At 65.3% G+C, this 19,675-nt stretch carries 14 protein-coding genes and 1 pseudogene; 6 read left to right on the top strand and 9 right to left on the bottom strand.

Annotation, left to right across the window (positions count from 1 at the left end):
• Window positions 1-12: 12 nt before the first annotated feature.
• The 4 genes and pseudogenes from IGS69_RS26330 to IGS69_RS26320 all read right to left on the bottom strand — a co-directional run bounded on the left by IGS69_RS26330 (window position 13) and on the right by IGS69_RS26320 (window position 4,549).
• A complete protein-coding gene (locus tag IGS69_RS26330; protein WP_190902958.1) occupies window positions 13-1,605 on the bottom strand; it encodes a solute symporter family protein in 1,593 nt (530 codons plus the stop codon).
• Window positions 1,602-2,150: a DUF485 domain-containing protein gene (locus tag IGS69_RS26325; RefSeq protein WP_190902957.1), complete on the bottom strand. Its 549-nt coding sequence runs from the start codon at window positions 2,148-2,150 to the stop codon at window positions 1,602-1,604. Before IGS69_RS26325 ends, IGS69_RS26330 begins: the two co-directional genes overlap by 4 nt.
• Window positions 2,151-2,218: 68 nt before the next feature.
• Window positions 2,219-2,296 (bottom strand): annotated as a pseudogene (locus IGS69_RS34775) (DNA-binding response regulator); the annotation flags it as partial.
• 129 nt (window positions 2,297-2,425) lie between these two features.
• The gene (locus IGS69_RS26320) at window positions 2,426-4,549 is read right to left on the bottom strand and encodes a DNA gyrase/topoisomerase IV subunit B (RefSeq protein WP_190902956.1); all 2,124 of its coding nucleotides are present in this window, start codon (window positions 4,547-4,549) and stop codon (window positions 2,426-2,428) included.
• Window positions 4,550-4,990: 441 nt separating this feature from the next.
• Between IGS69_RS26320 and IGS69_RS26315 the strand changes: the two genes are divergently transcribed.
• Window positions 4,991-5,221: a DUF7455 domain-containing protein gene (locus tag IGS69_RS26315; protein WP_190902955.1), complete on the top strand. Its 231-nt coding sequence runs from the start codon at window positions 4,991-4,993 to the stop codon at window positions 5,219-5,221.
• Window positions 5,222-5,658: 437 nt separating this feature from the next.
• On the opposite strand, the gene IGS69_RS26310 is transcribed toward IGS69_RS26315, so the two are convergent.
• Window positions 5,659-6,507, bottom strand: a complete 849-nt coding sequence (locus tag IGS69_RS26310) for a serine protease (protein ID WP_190902954.1) — start codon at window positions 6,505-6,507, stop codon at window positions 5,659-5,661.
• A gap of 358 nt (window positions 6,508-6,865) precedes the next feature.
• Here IGS69_RS26310 and IGS69_RS26305 point away from each other — a divergent pair, with 358 nt between their 5' ends.
• On the top strand, window positions 6,866-7,456 hold the full coding sequence (locus tag IGS69_RS26305) for a hypothetical protein (protein WP_190902953.1): 591 nt from the start codon (window positions 6,866-6,868) through the stop codon (window positions 7,454-7,456).
• Window positions 7,457-7,493: 37 nt separating this feature from the next.
• Here the strand turns inward: IGS69_RS26305 and IGS69_RS26300 are convergent, their stop codons facing one another.
• Window positions 7,494-7,721, bottom strand: a complete 228-nt coding sequence (locus IGS69_RS26300) for a hypothetical protein (protein ID WP_190902952.1) — start codon at window positions 7,719-7,721, stop codon at window positions 7,494-7,496.
• A gap of 416 nt (window positions 7,722-8,137) precedes the next feature.
• On the opposite strand from IGS69_RS26300, the gene IGS69_RS26295 reads away from it, so the two are divergent.
• Window positions 8,138-8,329 carry a hypothetical protein gene (locus tag IGS69_RS26295; protein ID WP_190902951.1) on the top strand — a complete coding sequence of 64 codons (192 nt, stop codon included), beginning with the start codon at window positions 8,138-8,140 and terminating at the stop codon, window positions 8,327-8,329.
• A gap of 239 nt (window positions 8,330-8,568) precedes the next feature.
• Here the strand turns inward: IGS69_RS26295 and IGS69_RS26290 are convergent, their stop codons facing one another.
• The 3 genes from IGS69_RS26290 to IGS69_RS26280 all read right to left on the bottom strand — a co-directional run bounded on the left by IGS69_RS26290 (window position 8,569) and on the right by IGS69_RS26280 (window position 10,418).
• Window positions 8,569-8,970 carry a hypothetical protein gene (locus IGS69_RS26290; protein ID WP_190902950.1) on the bottom strand — a complete coding sequence of 134 codons (402 nt, stop codon included), beginning with the start codon at window positions 8,968-8,970 and terminating at the stop codon, window positions 8,569-8,571.
• Between the two features lie 393 nt (window positions 8,971-9,363).
• Window positions 9,364-9,804 (bottom strand): PIN-like domain-containing protein, encoded by a 441-nt coding sequence (locus IGS69_RS26285; RefSeq protein WP_190902949.1) that lies wholly within the window; start codon window positions 9,802-9,804, stop codon window positions 9,364-9,366.
• The gene (locus tag IGS69_RS26280) at window positions 9,804-10,418 is read right to left on the bottom strand and encodes a DUF433 domain-containing protein (protein ID WP_190902948.1); all 615 of its coding nucleotides are present in this window, start codon (window positions 10,416-10,418) and stop codon (window positions 9,804-9,806) included. The genes IGS69_RS26285 and IGS69_RS26280 overlap by 1 nt, the downstream gene beginning before the upstream one ends.
• Window positions 10,419-10,708: 290 nt before the next feature.
• Between IGS69_RS26280 and IGS69_RS26275 the strand changes: the two genes are divergently transcribed.
• The 3 genes from IGS69_RS26275 (at window position 10,709) to IGS69_RS26265 (ending at window position 19,673) form a co-directional block, all read left to right on the top strand.
• Complete coding sequence (locus tag IGS69_RS26275; RefSeq protein ID WP_232543647.1) at window positions 10,709-11,776, top strand: serine/threonine-protein kinase; 1,068 nt, start codon at window positions 10,709-10,711, stop codon at window positions 11,774-11,776.
• A gap of 62 nt (window positions 11,777-11,838) precedes the next feature.
• A complete protein-coding gene (locus tag IGS69_RS26270) occupies window positions 11,839-14,778 on the top strand; it encodes a DEAD/DEAH box helicase (RefSeq protein ID WP_190902947.1) in 2,940 nt (979 codons plus the stop codon).
• Window positions 14,775-19,673: an Eco57I restriction-modification methylase domain-containing protein gene (locus IGS69_RS26265; RefSeq protein ID WP_232543646.1), complete on the top strand. Its 4,899-nt coding sequence runs from the start codon at window positions 14,775-14,777 to the stop codon at window positions 19,671-19,673. The genes IGS69_RS26270 and IGS69_RS26265 overlap by 4 nt, the downstream gene beginning before the upstream one ends.
• Window positions 19,674-19,675: the final 2 nt, after the last annotated feature.

Here is a 19,675-nt window from a genome sequence, read left to right as displayed (position 1 = left end):
GAGGGCACCGCCCTACGCCGCTCCGGCACCCGTCAGCGAACGCACCTCGGTCTCCGCGTGCTTGGCCTCGTCGGGGACCTCCGTCGAGGTGACGGTGCCCAGCCAGCCCGCGAGGAAGCCGAGGGGGATGGATACCAGGCCCGGGTTCTGCAGCGGGAAGTACTGGAGGTCGATGCCCGGGAAGAGTGAGTCGGGGCTTCCCGAGACCACCGGGGACAGCACCACGAGCACCACGGCCGGGACCAGACCGCCGTAGACGGCCCATACGGCGCCCCGTGTGGTGAAGCCGCGCCAGAACAGGGAGTAGAGCAGTACCGGCAGGTTCGCGGACGCGGCGACGGCGAAGGCCAGGCCGACCAGGAACGCCACGTTGAGGTCCCGCGCCAGCAGACCGAGCGCGATCGCCAACACGCCGACGCCGACGGCCGCGACACGGGCCACGGCCACCTCGCTGCGCGGCTTCCCGCCGCGGCGCCGCAGGGAGGCGTACAGGTCGTGGGCCACGGACGCCGAGGACGCGAGCGTGATCCCGGCGACCACGGCGAGGATCGTGGCGAAGGCGACCGCGGCGACGATCGCGAAGAGAACCGTCCCCCCGGTGGAACCCGCACCACCGCCGAGGTCGAGCGCCAGCAGCGGAACCGCCGTGTTCCCGGCCGCGCTCGACTCCCTGACCGCATCCGGCCCCAGGACGGCGGCCGCGCCGAACCCGAGCACGATCGTCATCAGGTAGAAGCCGCCGATCAGCCCGACGGCCCAGACGACCGAGCGGCGGGCGGCCCGCGCGGTGGGCACCGTGTAGAAGCGCGACAGGATGTGCGGCAGCCCCGCCGTACCCAGCACCAGGGCCAGCGCCAGACTGATGAAGTCGAAGCGGGCCGTCCAGTCCCCGCCGTACTTCAGCCCCGGCGCCAGGAACGCCTCGCCGTGCCCGCTGCGCTCCGCCGCCGTGAGCAGCAAGAGGTCCACGTCACCGTGGAAACGCACCAGGACGAGCACCGTCAGCACGATGGTGCCGCCGAGCAGCAGAACGGCCTTGACGATCTGGATCCATGTGGTCGCCCGCATCCCTCCCAGGGACACGTAGATCACCATGAGCGCGCCCACACCGATGACGGTCCAGTCCCGCGCCGCGTCGCTCGTGCCCCCGAGCAGCAGCGCCACCAGGCTGCCCGCGCCGACCATCTGCGCCACCAGATACAGAACGGACACGGTGACGGAGGAGGTTCCCGCCGCGATGCGCACCGGACGCTCCCTCATCCGCGCCGCCACGACGTCGGCCATCGTGAACCGGCCGCAGTTGCGCACCAGTTCGGCGACCAGGAACAGCACCACCAGCCATGCCACGAGAAAGCCGACGACATACAGCAGCCCGTCGTAGCCGAACAAGGCGATGAGCCCGGTGACTCCGAGGAAGGAGGCGGCCGACATGTAGTCGCCCGCGATGGCAAAACCATTCTCCATGGGTGAGAACAGCCGCCCGCCGGCGTAGAACTCCTCCGCCGAGCCGCGCCGGTTGCGGCTGACCCACGTGGTGATCCCCAACGTGACCGCGACGAACGCGCTGAAGAGCAGCAGCGCCAGCGTCTGGTGTTCCTCCGTCACGACGTACCACCGTTCATGCCGCGCGTCAGTTCTTGTGTGTCCCACCGCAGTTCGAGCGCGGCCCGGTCCCTGCGAAGCCGCGCATGCCGCGCGTACGCCCAGGTGAGCAGGAACGTGGACAGGAACTGTCCGAGTCCCGCCGCCATCGCCACGTTCACCGCTCCCGCCACGGGCCGTGCCATCAGATCCGGCACGGTCGTGGCGGCCACGACGTAGCCCAGGTACCAGGCGAAGAAGGCCACGAACGCAGGCACCACGAACCTCCGGTACCGCCTGCGCACCTCCTGGAAGGCCGCACTGCGCTGCACTTCCAGGTACACATCGGCCGCGGCGGCCCCCGCCCGTGCCGGCGGAACCACCGAGGGGCCCTGCGTCCCGTCACCGGCCCACTCACCCCACCCGGAGGCGAGGGCGTCGTACCAGGGATCGTCGTACCTGAGCTGTCCGGCCTCCTCGGCCGGGACCGGGTCATGACCGTCGAGAGGCTCGACCCAACTCTCCTGGCCGGCCCCGCCGCCACGGGGACGGCCCTTGCTTCGCTGCATGCCCAAGGATGGACAGAACGGGAAGATCCCCGACTCTTCTTCCCCTCCGTCTTCACCCCATCAGGTGACTAACCGGCTGGCGGCCGCACAAGTCGTTTCGCGTAGGCGTAACGCACCGCCTGCGCACGGTCCTTGAGCCCGGCCCTGGGTGACGGGGCTGGTCGTACGGGCCCTGGTCGTACTGGCCAGCCCTGGTCGTACTGGCCCTGGCCGGACGGACACCGACCGGGGCCGGAGCCCGCGGTCGTACCCAGCAAAACGGCCCGGTGCCGCGGCTACGCGTCGATCCGCGACCGATCCAGCGTCGCCGCCGAGTTGGAGATGAACTCCTTGCGCGGCGCCACGTCGTTACCCATCAGCAGGTCGAAGACCTGCTCGGCGGACTCCAGGTCGGAGAGGTTGATCCGGCGCAGGGTGCGGTGACGCGGGTCCATCGTCGTCTCGGCCAGCTGGTCGGCGTCCATCTCGCCGAGGCCCTTGTAGCGCTGGATCGAGTCCTTGTAGCGGATGCCCTTGGTCTGGAACTCCATGAGCTTGTCGCGCAGTTCGCGGTCCGAGTACGTGTAGACGTACATGTCCTGGCCCTTCTTCGGCTGGACGATCTCGATGCGGTGCAGCGGCGGCACCGCCGCGAAGACCCGGCCGGCCTCGACCATGGGCCGCATGTAGCGGTGGAACAGCGTCAGCAGCAGCGTGCGGATGTGCGAGCCGTCGACGTCGGCGTCGGTCATCATGATGATCTTGCCGTAGCGGGCGGTGTCGATGTCGAAGGTCCGGCCCGAGCCGGCTCCTATGACCTGGATGATCGCGCCGCACTCGGCGTTCTTCAGCATGTCCGTCACGGACGACTTCTGGACGTTGAGGATCTTGCCCCGGATCGGCAGCAACGCCTGGAACTCGGAGTTCCGGGCGAGCTTCGCCGTGCCGAGCGCGGAGTCACCCTCGACGATGAACAGCTCGCTGCGGTCGACGTCGTCGCTGCGGCAGTCGGCCAGCTTGGCGGGCAGCGAGGAGGACTCCAGGGCCGTCTTGCGCCGCTGCGCGTCCTTGTGCTGCCGGGCGGCGATGCGCGTCCGGGCCGCGGCGACGGCCTTCTCCATCACGACACGGGCCTGCTGGGCGGCGTCCCGCTTCGTGGACGTCAGGAACGCCTTGAGTTCCCTGGAGATCACCGTGTTCACGATGCGACGGGCCGCCGAGGTTCCGAGGACCTCCTTGGTCTGCCCCTCGAACTGCGGCTCGGCCAGGCGCACGGTGACGACCGCCGTCAGACCCTCCAGGGCGTCGTCCTTGACGATGTCGTCCTCGGCGACGCGCAGCAGCTTCTTGGCGCGGAGGACCTCGTTCATCGTGGCGGTCACGGCCTGCTCGAAGCCGGCGACATGGGTGCCGCCCTTGGGCGTGGCGATGATGTTCACGAACGACTTCAGGGTCGTGTCGTACCCCGTGCCCCAGCGCATCGCCACGTCGACGTCGAGCTCACGGGTGACCTGGGTGGGGGTCATCTGACCGTGCTCGTCCAGCACCGGGACGGTTTCCTTGAAGGTGCCCTGCCCGGAGAAGCGGAGGACGTCGCAGACCGGTTTGTCGTTGGCCAGGTACTCGCAGAACTCGCTGATCCCGCCGTCGAAGCGGAAGGACTCCTCGCCCTTGCTGCCACCCTCGCCGAGCCCGTATTCGTCGCGCACCACGATGGTCAGACCGGGCACCAGGAACGCGGTCTGGCGGGCGCGCTGGTGCAGCGTCTCCAGATTGAGCTTGGCGTCCTTGAGGAAGATCTGGCGGTCGGCCCAGTACCGCACGCGCGTGCCGGTACGGCTCTTCGGGATCTTCTTGGCCTTGCGCAGCCCACTCTTGGCCTCGAACTTGGCCTCCGGGCCATTGCCGGCGAAGGCGCCGGGGACACCGCGCCGGAAGCTGATCGCGTGCGTGTGGCCACCGCGGTCCACCTCGACGTCCAGCCGGGCGGACAGGGCGTTCACCACGGAGGCGCCGACGCCGTGCAGACCGCCGGAGGCGGCGTAGGAGCCACCTCCGAACTTGCCGCCGGCGTGCAGCTTGGTCATGACGACCTCGACACCGGACAGGCCGGTCTTGGGCTCGACGTCGATCGGGATGCCCCGGCCGTTGTCCCGGACCTCGACCGAGCCGTCGTCGTGGAGGATCACCTCGATGTGGTCGCAGTACCCGCCCAGGGCCTCGTCGACGGAGTTGTCGATGATCTCCCAGACGCAGTGCATCAGGCCACGGCTGTCGGTCGAGCCGATGTACATACCCGGGCGCTTGCGTACGGCCTCGAGCCCCTCGAGGACGAGCAGGTGCCGCGCGGTGTAGTTGGAACCGTCCCGGTCTGCTCCTGCCAGCAGAGCTGTGGACGGCACGGACGTTTCGGCGGTCACGCGGTTCGCTCCTCGCTGAATTTCAGATGGGGCCCTCACGGGTAAGGGCGCGGCTTCAGTCACCGGTGAGAGGGTACCGAGGCCTGGTAGAGCCGTTGTAACGCCACCCTCGTCGGAAACTCACACTAGTCCACACTCGCATACACGTTCGATCCCTCGATGGAGTGAAGTACACATCACGTTCCCTTCCAGGCATGAACCATTTAGGCTCCGGGCACGTCCTCATGAACAACCGGCAACCCAGCCGGGAGGACCGACCACCGATACAACGCGAAGCCCCGTAAGACACATAGACACGCAATACGGCACATTCGCCGCCAACCGGCAGCAGACAGCCGCCTCGCAAGATTCTTTCGAGGAAAAGCCACGAGCGGGAACGTTTTCGGGCTGGTTGGATGTTGACCCTGGTACGACAGCTCGTCGAGCTAGAGAAGAGGCGACGTGACTACTGTTCTGACCCCCGCGAGCCCGCTGACGGCCGCTGATCGCTGCGACCGCTGCGGCGCCCAGGCGTACCTGCGCGTCGTCCTGCTCAGCGGCGGAGAACTGCTCTTCTGCGCCCACCACGGCCGCAAGTTCGAGCCGGAACTCAAGAAGATCGCCGCTGAGATACAGGACGAGACGGAGCGGCTCACGTCCGCTCCCGCGAACGCCTCCGACGAAGAGCGCTGAGACCTCGCGTCCGACGACGAGCCAGCCCGGCACAGGCCGGTGAACGGGCGGCTGCCCCTGGTGACCAGGGGCAGCCGCCCGTCCTCGTCTTTCCAGGCGGGTCAGGCGCCCGGGCCGTTTCAGGGCTACGCAGGACGCCTCGTGCACCGCCCGAGACGCGTACCCGTGGCTCCGCCGGCCTCAAGCACCACCGGAGGGCCGCATCCGCGGCTCCATCGAGCCCCCCGCACCACCCGAGGGCCGCATCCGCCGCTCCATCGAGCCCCACGCACCACCGGAGGGCCGCATCCGTGCCTCCATCGGGCCCCACGCACCGCCCGAGGGCCGCATCCGTGCCTCCATAGGGCCCCACGCACCGCCTGCAGCTGCAGGCGGGGCTTCACGCGCCGTCCGCCGCCTTACCGCGCCTCATGCACCGCCCAAGGCTTCGCCGGGCCTCACGCACCCCCCGAGGCCGGCGCCCAGCCGAGTGTGCGCATGATGTCGGACACCCGCATGTAGACCCCGGGGTTGCCGGCCCGACCGCAGCCGATCCCCCAGGAAACGAGCCCGATCAGGCGCCCCTGGGCCACCAGCGGCCCTCCGCTGTCCCCCTGACAGGCGTCGCGACCCCCCTCGGCCTCCCCGGCACACAGCATGCTCCTGGGGTCGTAGGTGCCTTCCGAGCCGCCCGGGTACGCCTCCTCGCACAGCGCGTCGGGGAGCACCCGCACCCGCGCCGCCCGCAGGCTGTCGGGGTACTCACCGGCACCCGAGGTGTCGCCCCATCCGTACACCGTGGCCGTCTCACCCGCCGTGTACGCCGGATCACCCTCGGCTGCCATGCCGATGACCGGGTCGCCCTGAAGGGGTTCGGCCAGGGTGAGCACGGCGAAGTCCCCGGCATTGCTGACACCGTCGTAGGCCGGGTTCACCCACGTGCGGCGCACGGCGACCTCTTGGCCGCCGCTGCCCGAGAGCAGGTCTGTGCGTCCGGCTATGACCTTGAGGTCACGTACCCGCTCGGGCGGCCCTCCCAGGACGTCCTCGTCCAGGCAGTGGGCCGCGGTCAGCACGGTCGAGCGACCGACCGCCACGCCTCCGCAGAACTGCCCGGCACGCGTACCCCCGAACCGGTCACGACTGGACAGGGCCACCGTCCACGGGCTCTGGGACGCCTCGACGGGAAAGCCACCTATGACCACACTGTCGGCGGCCACAGGGGCACTGGAACCCATTGCCAGGGCCGGTACCGCGGCTGCCAGGACCAGCGGCAGGACCAGAGCTCGTGCCAGACGACGACGCATACGCACTCCTCACTCCGTGGTGTCGGTGGGACACCCAGAGTGATCCACCCCGCGGAACCCCGCACCCGCGGCGAGGCGGCATCACGAAGGCCCGGCCCCCTCGGGGAACCGGGCCTTCCGTGTCGTACGACCTCGCTCAGTCGAGGTAGTCGCGCAGTATGGACTGCTGAGCGCTGTGCATGGCCTGCATAGACGCAGGTGACGGCCGAGCGTGACGGTTGAAATATCCTGGATTGACGAGCTGCTGATGAACAGCCGCCGCCCCCGTCATGACCAGCGTATGGGGCGCAGCCAGCACAGGCCAGACGCATGATGGAGGCAAGGAGCAGGGGGGCGACCTGCGAAGAAGATCGTCATCATGCACAAGTCCGCGAGCATCGCAGTCGTGGCGGCCCTCGTCTTCGGGGGTGTCGCAGCCTGCGGAGACAGCGACAGCGCCAGCGAGATCTCGCCTCAAACGTCGCCCACGAGCACACCAGCCAGTACGCGACAGGAGGCGTCACCACAATCGCCGTCACCGCAGACGCCGCGTGAATTGAAGAAGGGACAGACCATCTCTGTCACGACCGAGGACGGCCCTGCTGAGATCACACTCCTCGCTGTCGACAACACCACTGCAATCGGCGACGACAAGGCGGACGCCGGACAGCAGTACGTGGTCTACTCCATGCGGGTCAAGAACCTCAGCACGACCGGCACGACCGAGTGGGACACCTACTGGCTAAGCAACCCGCGCTGGTCCGGCGCAAACGGGGAAGCCGACAGCCCTGTCTTCGTGGTCGGCCCCGAGGACCCCAAGCTCATCCCGTACGACCCGTTCACCAGCACGCCCGACCCGCGTCCCGGCGAGCACATCAATGCGACGGAAGTACTGGGGGTCCCCAATACTCCTGGGACGCTGCAGTTCGAGGACGACGGCACCGCCCAGTTCAACATCATCATCAAGTGATGGAGGGCGGCCGGGTGGCCGGCAAAAACCCTTGGACTCACGGTTGCCGCCTGCGGCTGAGAATGTAGATGCCGTAGGTGACCCCAAGGATGATGTCCACGGCTGCCCACAAGCCGATGACCAGTCCCACACCGATCGCGGTCCCGACGTCTCCCGCATCCCGGCACAGTTCCAGCGCATCACCCGTTAGCCCCTCACAGGAGGGATCGTCGTCGTTAGCTGCGATTACGCCAGTGATGATCCAGATCAAGAACAGTACTTGCACCTGGCGGACCCTGATCAGGTGGGCGCGGTCCCCACTGTGAGGGCAGGGGATTCGGCGTGCCAGTCATCATGAGCCCCTCCTCGACGAGCGAGGCAGGCACCTCTATTTTCAGTGCACAATCAACACTACGCTCGGCGGTCTCACACAACCCGGCTCTGCCCAACAGCCTCGGCTGGAGCCCGCATGCCCTCAGCCATCCGGCCACGTCCGCGCGCACCATTCCCAGGTACACGTACGGGCTTGCCGCTGTGGGTCACCATCGGGCGCCCTCTGCCCCGCACGGTCTTGGCAAGTCGAGGCTGGCCAGGGCCCGTCGAGATCGCCTTCGCCGCATCAGACGTGCCCTCGGCTAGACGCCCGGAGCGCGGGGCGCGGGGCGCACACTGGAATTACAGCCCCCGAAGAAGCTGATCACGATGACTCTCCGCACTATCGCCCATCACCTCGGTCTGCCCGTCCGGCGCGACACGCAGGAGGTCGCAAAGATCATCGAGGGACTCCGCCCCACACTGGACGAGCTTCCCGACGACAAGCGGGAGCGGCTCGCTGCCGAGTGGACCAAGGTCCTCAGCGAACGGCACTGGCATCGGCCGTACCTTCGGGACTGAGCGCAGCGTCCTCTGCGCGAAGAAGCGATTTTCCAGGGCCAACGAAGACCAAGGACTCGCCCTCGCAGAGGAACTCGATCCGGCGTTGGCGAAGATCTTCGCCGACATCCGGGACTATTGCGAGGACCGCGCTGCCCGAGGACGCTCTCGATCTCATCGACAAGTGCAGGATGATGGTGGCTCTCTGCCGCGATTTCTGGCAGTTGGAGGGGGATCCGGCCGATAAGCGAGGTTCGTGACTACGACCTGCGGAAGATACAGACCAGCGCGATGCGCTCATTCATGGGATGACCTGCGTACTTGGTGAACCCTGCGATCGATCCGGTCAGTACCTCGCTCTGGGTGGCAGACATCTTGTCGAGCGTCCAGCCGAGAGCTTCGATCGCCTCGATCTGGTCATTCATGCCGGTCATGGGGCCGGTAGACGAGCGGCTCTGGTCTGCCTCGATGAACTTATAGACGAGTACGTGACGGCCTGCGTCGATGGCATGCTGTGCGGCTTCCGCTGCCACTTCCGCCTTGACCTTGTTGATGGGCCCCTGCCTCGGCTTCTTCTTCGCGGGCAATGACCCTGTTTCCCAACCCTCGGGCTCCTTCTTTGTGTGCAGTGAGCCTGGCAGCGAGCCTGCTTTCCAACCCATGTCTACCTCCCTGCCTCACAGTCCAACCTAGGTCAAAAATGAACAAGCAGGACATAGTCTCGGTAGAATAAAGCCCCAGGGCAGCGTCTCCATCGGCGCGGCGCAGGTTCTGAAGACCCGCTTTTCTCCTCCAGGGCCTCCACATGGTCACAGTCCAAGGGCCGACAGCACCGTCAGACAGAGGATCAAGCAGTCACCGGACGCACCACCGTCGTACGGGGCAGCCTCACTGATGGGTGAGCCGGGAGCGTGGCTCATGAGGCCAGCCATCATGGCCGCAATTGATGTTCGAGCGCGCCGCAGAGTTGGGGCGCTGGTGCGCACAGGGGGACTGGAGCCGCGGCGATGTTCGTGACCGCGCCTGATGCTGGGGATGGGTCTCGTGAGGTAGATCTAGCGCGGCCAATAGCGCGGCGGGGACTTGGATGGATTCACAAGGTCGAAGCGGTGCTTGCCCCCTGGGTTCAGACCCTTGATGTGGACCAGTTGCTGGCCATCTGCTGTGTCGAGTTCACGAACAACCAGGGGTATCGCTGCGATCACGGCGCCCATCGCCAGGCCAAGCCCCACCATGCCTTTCTGTCCCTGACTGAACCGGATGTGGTGCATGCTGGACTTCTTGATGGCGGCAGTCTCCGACGGATCCTCCAGCTGGCGTCCGTCCTTGGTAAGGAAGGCCTCGAAGCCCTTCCTCGCTGCGTCAGGGAGAAGCGCGAGATCCTTCTTTCCAGCCCACTTGATCTCACTGACGTGACGCACCTCGTGCTCAGGCAGTAGCCATCTGAGCACTTCCAACATCTGCACCGGGACGTTTTCGTCGATGAGGATTCGCATCAGGCAGCGCGCGGTCCCGGGCTGTAGCTGTCAACGTAGAGGGCAAACGAGACCGCGTCACGGGCAGCGTCCGCTGTCACGCCAGGGTAGTAATCGGCGATCTTCTCGGGAGGGATGCCGTCCTCCACCAGTTCTGCGACGGCGTCGAAGGGGACACGGGTGCCGGTGATGACCGGCTGCCCACCTTGTGTGTCAGGGTCAACAGTGACGTGGTGCTTGGGTCGCAGAAGGTGGGGAACCACGACGCCGGCGCGAGGTGCGAACTCCTGGAGGATGTCGGCCATGGTGGCGATAACCCGCTGCCCTGGGTGCTTGACGAGGTCGGTGGCGTGGTCGTCGCCTACGAGGACGATCGAGTCGCCGTCGGCCACCAGGGAATAGCTCGACAGGTGCTCGATTTCTCCGAACCCCTTCAGCGTGGCCAGGGCTTTGCGGATCTTCTGGAGCGACACGTCCTGGCGGAGGATTGCGAACGCTCGTAGCGCGAGCACGTCACGGAACGAGTACAGGGCTGGCTTGGTGGCCAGTTCAGGGCGGAGGATTGGCCCGTTTCCACGGTCTTGCCGCCACGTGCGCAGTTGCCCGACTGTGGCTCCGGAAAGAGCGGCAGCCATGCGGGTTGAGTACGCCACGGCCTACGCCCTCCAGTCCTGTTGTGTCCTTCTTCTACACGCTTCTACATGCAAGCATCCCAGTCTTGTGCCTGAGGACGCTACAGGAGGGCGGACAACTGTGGCCTCGCGGTGACGCGATGCTGCGCGAGCCCCTGGGCAATAGAACTGCTCATCGTCCGACAAGGAACGAACACCAGCCCGCACCACTGATAATCTCCCCTTTGTTGACGTGTGTAGTTCGCGTCCCGTGCGTCCCGCCTCAGCACGCCCGGACGCGGAACGGGGGGGCGATGGTGTTCGAGCCGCTGAGAGACAGTGACCCCCGTGAGATCGCTGGCTTCCGCTTGGCGGGGCGGCTCGGCCAGGGAGCGATGGGCGTCGTCTACCTCGGTTACCGGAGTCCCCGGCCGGTGGCGATCAAGGTCGTGAAGTCGGCGTTGGCCGACGATCCATACTTCCGCCAACGCTTCGCTCAGGAGCTGGAGGCGATCCGGCGTGTCGGGGGATTCCACACCGCCGCGCTCGTGGCCGCTGATCCAGCTGCCGAGCAACCGTGGATCGCGACGGAGTACATCCACGCGCCGTCGCTCGAAATGTTGCTGAACCAGCACGGGCCGGTGAGTGAGCTCGGTGCATGGTGGCTGGCCGCGAGCCTCTCCGAGGCCCTCATCCACATCCACTCCGTCCGGCTGCTGCATCGTGATCTGAAACCGAGCAATGTGCTGGTCACCCAGCAGGGTACCCGCGTGATCGATTTCGGGGTCAGCCATGTCGGCGGCGCGACCGGGCTCACCTCTGGCGACTCGGCGCTCGGCACACTCGCGTACATGGCTCCGGAGCAGGCCATGGACTCGCGGAAGGCGAGCGAGGCCGCGGACGTATTCAGCCTGGCCGCGACTCTGGTGCACGCGGCCACGGGGCATCCTCCCTTTTACGCTCACATGGCGGCGCAACGGACCCTGCAGAACGTCCAACCGGACCTTTCGGGCTTACCCGAGAGTCTGCGGGATCTCGTTGTCAGTGGCCTCGCCTACTCTCCTGAGGACCGGCCCACGGCCCACACCGTGCTGGAGGCGGCGATGGACCGGCTCCTGGAGCAGGCAGTGCCGGTAAATGGGGACATGGATCCGCCGCTGCCCGACGCGTTCCTCACGGATGTGTTGCAGGTGGCAAAGGGGGCGCCTCCTTCGCCACCGCCGGTGGTGGAGCCGGATCCCGAGGCGGTTGTGGAGGGGCCAGAAGCTCCCGTGCCGTCCCCGGAACCGGCTGTTGCGGGGGCATCCAGCGGCGGGGGAGAACCGTGGGCTGACCGCTGGCGCGGGAAGATCCGCGACCGCCGGTCCGACTTCGGCGGGTGACGCCGTCGACCCGCACATGAGCACGATGAGGCAGTTCAGCAGTGAGTAAAGGAGAGAGCCTGGTGACCAGTGACGCAGGCACCGCCAAGTTCGCCGCGGGCATGCAGGTCCGCGCGCGGGACGAGGACTGGCTGGTCGTCGAGGCGTCCGATACGGCGCAGGACGGTACGCGGTTGGATGTCCGCGGGATCTCTCCGCTCGTGCGCGATCAGCGGGCCGTCTTCTTCGCTCACCCGTCGCTGGACAAGGTCACGCCCCTCCGCCCGGAGGACACCGACCTCGTCGTCGACACCTCTCCTGAGTGCCGGCGCTCCCGTCTGTTCATCGATGCCCTGATCCGTAAGACCCCGCTGCCGTTGTCCGAGCAGCGGCTCGCTACCGTCGGCACTCATCTCGTCGATGACCTCGCCTATCAGCGGGAGCCTGCCCGGGCGGCATTGCGCGGCTTGCGGCCGAGGCTGCTCATCGCCGACGCGGTCGGCTTGGGCAAGACACTCGAGGTCGGCCTGCTGCTGTCGGAGCTCATCCGGCGGGGCCGGGGCGAGCGCATCCTCGTGGTGACGCCCAAAGCCATCCTGGAGCAGTTCCAACACGAGCTCTGGACGCGCTTCGCTATCCCTCTCGTACGTCTGGACTCGAGCGGCATCGAACGAATCCGACGGAACATCCCGGCCGGCCGGAACCCTTTCTCGTACTACAAGCGCGCGATCATCTCCATCGATACCCTGCGATCGGATCGCTGGCGCAGCCACCTCATGCAGGTCAACTGGGATGCCGTCGTGATCGACGAGTCCCACAAGCTGATCAACAAGGGTACGAAGAACAACCGGCTCGCGGGGCTGCTCGCCCCGCGGACCGACGCCTTGATCCTGGCCAGTGCCACGCCGCACAACGGTGAACGGGAGTCGTTCGGCGAGCTGCTGAGCCTGCTGGACCCGACCGCCATCCCCGACACCAGCGACTACGACGAGACCCAGCTCGACCACCTATACGTCCGGCGGCACAAGATGTCCCCGGATGTGTCCGCGGAGATCGGCCACAGGTGGGCCACCCGCAAGAAGCCCGTGGCCTTCGACTGCCCCGCCAGCGATGCCGAGCAGAGGATCTTCGAGGAGCTGTACGACGTCTGGATCAGCCCTGGGGAGGGACGGTCGGCTCCGGTGAGCGGCAAGGGCGCCCGTCTGTTCCCATACACGCTTCTGAAAGCATTCCTGTCCTCGCATGAGGCCTTGGCCGAGACCGTGGACAACCGGATCAAGGCCATCGATAAGGACGCTGCGGAGCACCCGGAGAACAAGAAGAGGCGTGCCCCTGAGCGGGCGGCACTCGTACGGCTCGGCGAGCTGGCTGTTGAGGCGACCGTGCAGGAGGCCGCCAAGTTCCGCCGCCTGGTCCAAGAGCTGAAGGCCATGTGTGTCGGACCAGGTGCCGACACGCGTGTCGTCATCTTCTCCGAGCGCCGGAAGACCTTGAAGATGCTCCACGAGGCTCTGCCCGGTGCGCTGGGCTTCGAGGCAAGCTCGGACAATCGGCTCGGCGCGATCCGGCAGCTTCACGGTGGGTTGCCCGATGACGAACAGCAGCGCACTGTCAAGGAGTTCAGCCTGGCTGACAGCGAGCTGCGGGTCCTACTCACGGGTGACATCGCCTCCGAGGGTGTCAACCTGCATCGCCAGTGCCACCAGATGATCCACTACGACTTGCCCTGGTCGCTGATCACGATTGAGCAGCGCAACGGTCGTATCGACCGCTACGGACAGCAGACGTCCCCGGAAATCCGTGCCCTGCTGCTGGTCCGCCAGGATGAGGACCCGGATGTCCCATCTGCTGACCGGCTCGTCTCCCGCCGCCTGCTGGAGCGCGAGGACGAGGTCCACCGCACCCTGGGCGAGGCCGCCTCCATCCTCGGCCTGCGTGACGAGGACGCAGAGGAGATCGCGATCAAGACGGGGCTCGCGGACGGGAAGGCGTTCGACGCGATCGTCCCAGCACAGCCCGTCGATCCCTTCAACCTCTTCATGGCCCACCACACGGTCGACGGATCGGGAGAGCACTACCGCGTCCCCCAGCTGTTCGCCTCGACCCGTGCCTTCGTGGAGGAGGCACTGGACGAGGTGTACGACAACAATCCCCAGGCGAAGATCGGCAAGCAGTGGGGCGAGGACCATCCTGAGATGCTCTCGTTCGCCCCCGATCGTGAACTGCAGCGGAGGCTCCTCGTCCTCCCGCAGACCTATCTGGACGAACGTGGAGTGCTTGACGAACTGCGGGTCACCTTCGACCCGGCGTTCGCCCAGCAGCGTCTGGATCGTGCCCGGGAACTGAGCGGTGAACGACCCAAGGGCGCGATCAACAAGCAGACGCGGCGCGAGACATCTGGGTGGCCTGACGTCAGCTACGTGACCGACCAGCATCCGCTGGTGGAGTGGCTCACCGACAAGGTCCTGGTTCGGCTCACCCGGAACACCGCACCGGTCATCACTGCAGATGTCGACGGTCCCAAGTTTCTAATGCAGGGCATGTACTCCAACGCCAAGGGCCACCCGACGGTCCTTGCCTGGTCGTGCGTGAGCAGGCTGGAGTACGGAGCCCCCGAATTCGACGACGACCTGGTCAAGGTGCTGAACCGAGCCGGAGTGGAGCCGGGCATGCTCAACCGGCCCTTCACCGGGGACCTCGGTGCTCTGCGCGATCTGGTGCCGGACGCGGTCGCGGCCACCCGCCGGCACCTGGACAAGCTGCGCGCCATCCAGGAAGAACCCCTCATCGAGAGGCTAGTGGAGTACGAAAAGCGCCTGCAGACCTGGCGCAAGGCGAGCGAAACGGCCTTTGAACAGCTCACCCTGGGAGTCCGGCGCGAGGACGCAGAACAGCGCGTGGAGAACACCGCCATAGAGGTCGAGCAACTGCTCATGGAGCTGGCCACGCAGGGCGAGGCCATGGTCCGGGTGATCGGGGTCCTCGTCCCGGCCACCGGCATCGGCGAGAAGAAGGGCGCGTGACTGTCGTGGCATTCGAAGCGATCGTCAACCGCAATGAGTACATCTCCGCCCACTATCTTGCCGAGGTCTTCTCCAAGGACCTCGTCGACCTGCGCAAGCGCTGGACGGCGGCTGACCGGGCAGGACAACCCACCTCACGCGCAGGTATGAGGAACCTGGGCCGCGAATACTTCAAGGCCAAGGTCCGCATCACCGAGAAGGGCGACTTCGACGGCTCCGACCTGCGCAGGCTCAACGACGCCCTGCTCGCCGCCCTCGCCTACACTCGCCCCGATGGCGAGCAGCCCCAGCGCGACGACGACACCCGTATCAGGATCCAGCGCGGCGTATTCGAGGTCATGCACGCCGATAAGGTCCGCGAAGTGCCGGTCGCCCTCGCCGTGAAGGGACCTGGTGGCGTTGAACTCGTTGCCCTGGACGTCACATGGAACACCAATGCCGACCTTGTCGTCTCCGACGTACAGGACGACGGATCCGAACTCCTCACCCCTATCGCGCTGGTCGGCAAACACCGGATCACCAGCGCGGCGGACGCCGTCACCTTCCTCTTCGGCTGTGACGACGCCTACACGCCGCGGTTCGTACTGCTCCTCGCTGGCGGTGCCGTGCTGCTCGCCGACCGCACCGCATGGCACGAGGGCCGGTTCCTCGGCGTCAGCATCGACGCCGCGCTCGACCGCAACCTGACTGGCGACGGTGGGGAACTGGAAGCCGTCTCCGCCCTGTTCGGCGCCGAGTCCCTGCTGACGGAAGGGGGCGTGGCAGGAATCCTTGACAACTTGGTCGACAACGGCCGCAAGCACGCGGTCGGGGTATCCAAGGCATTGCGAGAGGGCCTGCGCCAGTCCGTCGAGCTGATTGCCCAGGAAATTTTGGATCAGATCCACGATCACCCTGCTGACCCAGGCGAACTCGGCGACAGCGCCGAACTGGCAACCCGACTCACCCGCGAGTCACTGCGCTACCTTTACCGAATCCTGTTCCTCCTGTATGCCGAGGCCCGCCCGGAACTGGGCATCCTGCCCAGCAAAGACGACGCATATCAGGATGGTTACGGTCTCGGCCGCCTGGGTGAGTTGGTCTCTTACGACTTGCCCGAGGAATCTCGCGACAGGTACCACTTCTACGAGTCACTGGACCTGCTGTTCCGCCTCGTCGACCAAGGTCACCGAGCCCTGGAGGACCGCGAGCAGGACGACCGCGAAAAGCTCGACGCCGACGGCATCCGCTTCGAGTCGCTGCGCAGTGACCTGTTCAAAGCCGACGCCACCCCACTGATCGGCACGGTACGTATCGACGGGGAGAAAGTCGATACCCGGCTGCGCAACAAAGTGCTGTGGCAGGTACTGAACCTGCTCATGCTCAGTCGCGGCAAGAACGGCAAGGGCTTCATCTCGTATGCCCAGCTCGGCATCAACCAGCTCGGCGCGGTATACGAGGGACTCATGTCCTACACCGGCTTCTTCGCGGCCGAGGACCTGTACGAGGTAGTCAAACCCGACGCGGACGCACTGGCGGGCACGTGGGTTGTCCCCCAGAGCGAAGCCGACAACTACGACGACGAGGTATTTGTTAAGCGCCGCGACCCAATTACGGGTGCGTGGAGGCGTGTCGAACACAAGAAGGGCTCGTTCGTCTATCGCCTCTCGGGCCGCGAGCGCCAGCGTTCCGCCTCGTACTACACCCCCGAAGTACTCACCCGCAGCACGGTCAAGCATGCCCTGGCCGAACTCCTCGACCAAGACGGCGAGACCACCGCTGCCAGGGATATCCTCGACCTGACCGTGTGCGAGCCGGCCCTCGGCTCGGGGGCCTTCCTCAACGAGGCCATCAACCAGCTCGCGGCCGAGTACCTGAAGCGCCGCATGGCCGAGCTATCCGCCGAGCGTGGCCAGGAGGTGCAGCTGCCGCCGGACCAGTACGAGGCGGAGCTGCAGAAGGTCAAGGCGTACCTGGCTCTCCACAACTCCTACGGCGTGGACCTCAACCAGACCGCCGTCGAATTGGCTGAGGTGTCGCTGTGGCTCAACGCGATGCATGAGGGCCTAAAGGCTCCGTGGTTTGGCCTGCACCTGCGACGCGGCAACTCCCTAATCGGCGCCCGACGCGCGGTGTACAAGAAGGAAGTGCTGAAGCGGAAGGCATGGCTGACCACAGTGCCGACCGATCGGCCGCTCCGAGAGGGAGTTGAGGACGGTGCCCTACGTGTAGGCGAGGAGATCCACCACTTCCTCCTTCCAGCGAAAGGCTGGGGCGCGGTCGCGGAAGCCAAGCAGGCAAGGGAACTGGTTCCGGACGAGCGCGACCAACTTGCTGAGTGGCGCAAGAAGGTGGCGGCCCCTCCATCGGTGACGCAGACAAAGCGGTTGCTGGCTCTCTCGACGCGCGTCGAGAGACTGTGGGAGCTAACCAAGCGTCGACTTGTTGTGTCGGAGGCCGAGGTCCGCCGGGACATCGACGTCTGGGAAGTCGACGAGGAGCGACCTCTGCCGCGGTCATCGGGCGCCGTCTCACGCGAGCAGGTCGAGCAGGCACTCCAGCAGCCGGACGCTCCGCGTGGGCGGCTGAAGCTGGTCATGGACGCATGGTGTTCGTTCTGGTTCTGGCCCGTGGGGCAACCGAACACGCCTGAACCGCCCACCTTTGAGGAATGGCTGGAGTTCTGTGAGGCTGTCCTTGGTGTGCCTCCCGCCAAAGTGAAAGCCAAGTCGCTCAAGTCTGGTTCCAACAGAGCAGGGCTCGAAGACAGGCTTGGGCTCTTCGGCGATACCGGGGCCTTCGAGCAACTCGCCATCGATGACGAACTGGACCGCACAATGAACCAATGTGCGGACATGCTGACAGTGACGCTTCGCTTCCCATGGCTCAGCGAGGTAGATGCGATCGCCCGCCGCGAAGGGTTTTTCCATTGGGGCCTGGAATTTGCCCATATCTTTGAACGTGGAGGCTTTGACCTGCAGGTTGGGAATCCACCATGGCATCAGCCGAAGTGGGACGACCCTCTTGCTCTTGCTGAGTACGACCCGTGGTTTATCCTGGACGGCGCTCCTATGGATGTGTTCTCTGAGCGTCGTTTGAGAATCTTGAGGAATGAAAACGATCGCAAGAGGTACCTGTCCGACTTGAATTCGTGGGCTGGCATGAACGCCCATCTGGGTTCCCCCGTGGAGCATCCAATTCTTGCCGGGTATCAAAACAATCTATACCTCAACTTCATGGAACAAGCCTGGCGTAATGGGCACCCTTGCGGGGTTTCCGGGTTGATTCACCCAGACACTCATTTCAAGAACCCGAAGGGTGGTTCGCTTCGCGCCGCGGCGTACCGTAGATTGCGAAGGCATTTCCAGTTCCGAAATGAGTTGGAGCTCTTCGAGATCATGCATACGCGGGATTACGGTATCTATGTGTATGCTGCTCCGTCTGATGTGGGCTTCATTAGCATGTCTGGGCTCTTTCATCCAGCGACGGCTGAGAAGTCGTTGGAGCATGACGGAAGCGGGGAGGTTCCAGGGCGGAGATTTGAATCTGGCGGCTGGGACTTGCGTGCTCACTCCAAGAGGGCTGTGCATGTTACTCTCGACATGCTCAGGTCTTGGGCCGATCTTATCGAGGATAGTGGAGTGCCGGCACTCCATGCGCGCATGCTGCGTCCCCTTACTGTCGATGAGAATGATGCTATCCGGCAGCTTTCACTCTTCCCTGAGCGGCTTGGTAAGACATTCTGGTGGACCTCATCCGTTCGGGAAGATGGCCCCGTTCTGCGGCGTACTCATATTCCGGAATCATGGGAAGAAGTTATTCTGCAAGGGCCGCATTTTGGTGTAGCGACCCCCTTCGCCAGACAGCCCAACGAGAACTGTAAGAGCAAGGGGGATTATTCACCTTGGTCGCTTGAAGATCTCCCGGAAACCGTAATTCCGCGAACGAACTATGTGCGGGACTGTGAGCCTGATGTATTCGAGTTGCATACGGGAACTTGGGACGGCCGCAGCTCAAGGGAATTCTTCCGTCTGGCGTGGCGGCGGATGGTGGACCCTGCCACAGAGAGAACGCTGAATGCAGCAATTATTCCTCCGGGGCCTACGCACACAGACGGCACGTGCACGATGGCACTAAGCTCCGAAAGGGGTACGGTCGCTGCCTCCGGTCTATGGGCAAGTATCGTATTTGACTATTTCGTCAAGGTGGTGGGCAAGAGAAATCTGTCAGATGACCTTGTCAGTCTATTCCCTGCGCCGCACTCACATCCGTTGTCTGTGCCGCTCTTGCTCCGAGCGCTTCGGCTCAACTGTCTGATCCGCGAGTACTCACCGCTTTGGGAAAGACTATTCGATGCAAAGTGGCTTAAGGACCGGTGGACTTCCTCGGAGAATCGGGGGAAGCAGATTGGAGCTGTTGAGCGGACGTGGTCTGTGGGCACGCCGCTGCGTACAGAATTTGAGCGCAGGCGAGCTCTTGTTGAAATCGACGCTCTCGCTGCCATTATGCTTGGCCTAAGCGCGGAGCAGCTCTGCGCGATGTACCGTTCGCAGTTCGACACCCTTCGCATGTACGAGTGGGAGAGCTTCTTTGCGCCGGACGGTCACAAGGTTGCGGATACAGCACATGCCTATAACGTCGGTATCCGGCAGACTCCCGAAGAAACAGAATTTGCGAAGGCGTGGGTCAAGGCTGCCCGCGCTGGAGATTCGGCTCCCGAAGTGCCCGAGGGCTGGGTGAAGCCTGACCGTGAGGCCGAGATGACCCGGGCACATGCAGACTTCACGGCCCGGTTGCTTGCTGGTGAGTATGGGGACTATGCCGCGTATGCCGCTGAGCACGGGGATCACGGAAACCTCCTCGGCAAGGCCGAAACCGAGCAGGCTCCTTCCGACGTTCCAGCAGAAAGCAGGTAAGC

Origin of the sequence: Streptomyces tuirus (assembly GCF_014701095.1) — a bacterium.
Taxonomy (GTDB): domain Bacteria; phylum Actinomycetota; class Actinomycetes; order Streptomycetales; family Streptomycetaceae; genus Streptomyces; species Streptomyces tuirus.
Note: the sequence above shows the minus strand (reverse complement) of the source record. Positions and strands in the feature narration are given on the sequence as shown.

Coding starts and splice junctions, on each gene's coding strand:
- IGS69_RS26325 (WP_190902957.1), bottom strand. CDS start 2,150: ATGCAGCGAAGCAAGGGCCGTCCCCGTGGCGGCGGGGCCGGCCAGGAG.
- IGS69_RS26280 (WP_190902948.1), bottom strand. CDS start 10,418: ATGGCTGCCGCTCTTTCCGGAGCCACAGTCGGGCAACTGCGCACGTGG.
- IGS69_RS26310 (WP_190902954.1), bottom strand. CDS start 6,507: ATGCGTCGTCGTCTGGCACGAGCTCTGGTCCTGCCGCTGGTCCTGGCA.
- IGS69_RS26305 (WP_190902953.1), top strand. CDS start 6,866: ATGCACAAGTCCGCGAGCATCGCAGTCGTGGCGGCCCTCGTCTTCGGG.
- IGS69_RS26275 (WP_232543647.1), top strand. CDS start 10,709: ATGGTGTTCGAGCCGCTGAGAGACAGTGACCCCCGTGAGATCGCTGGC.
- IGS69_RS26290 (WP_190902950.1), bottom strand. CDS start 8,970: ATGGGTTGGAAAGCAGGCTCGCTGCCAGGCTCACTGCACACAAAGAAG.
- IGS69_RS26295 (WP_190902951.1), top strand. CDS start 8,138: ATGACTCTCCGCACTATCGCCCATCACCTCGGTCTGCCCGTCCGGCGC.
- IGS69_RS26285 (WP_190902949.1), bottom strand. CDS start 9,804: ATGCGAATCCTCATCGACGAAAACGTCCCGGTGCAGATGTTGGAAGTG.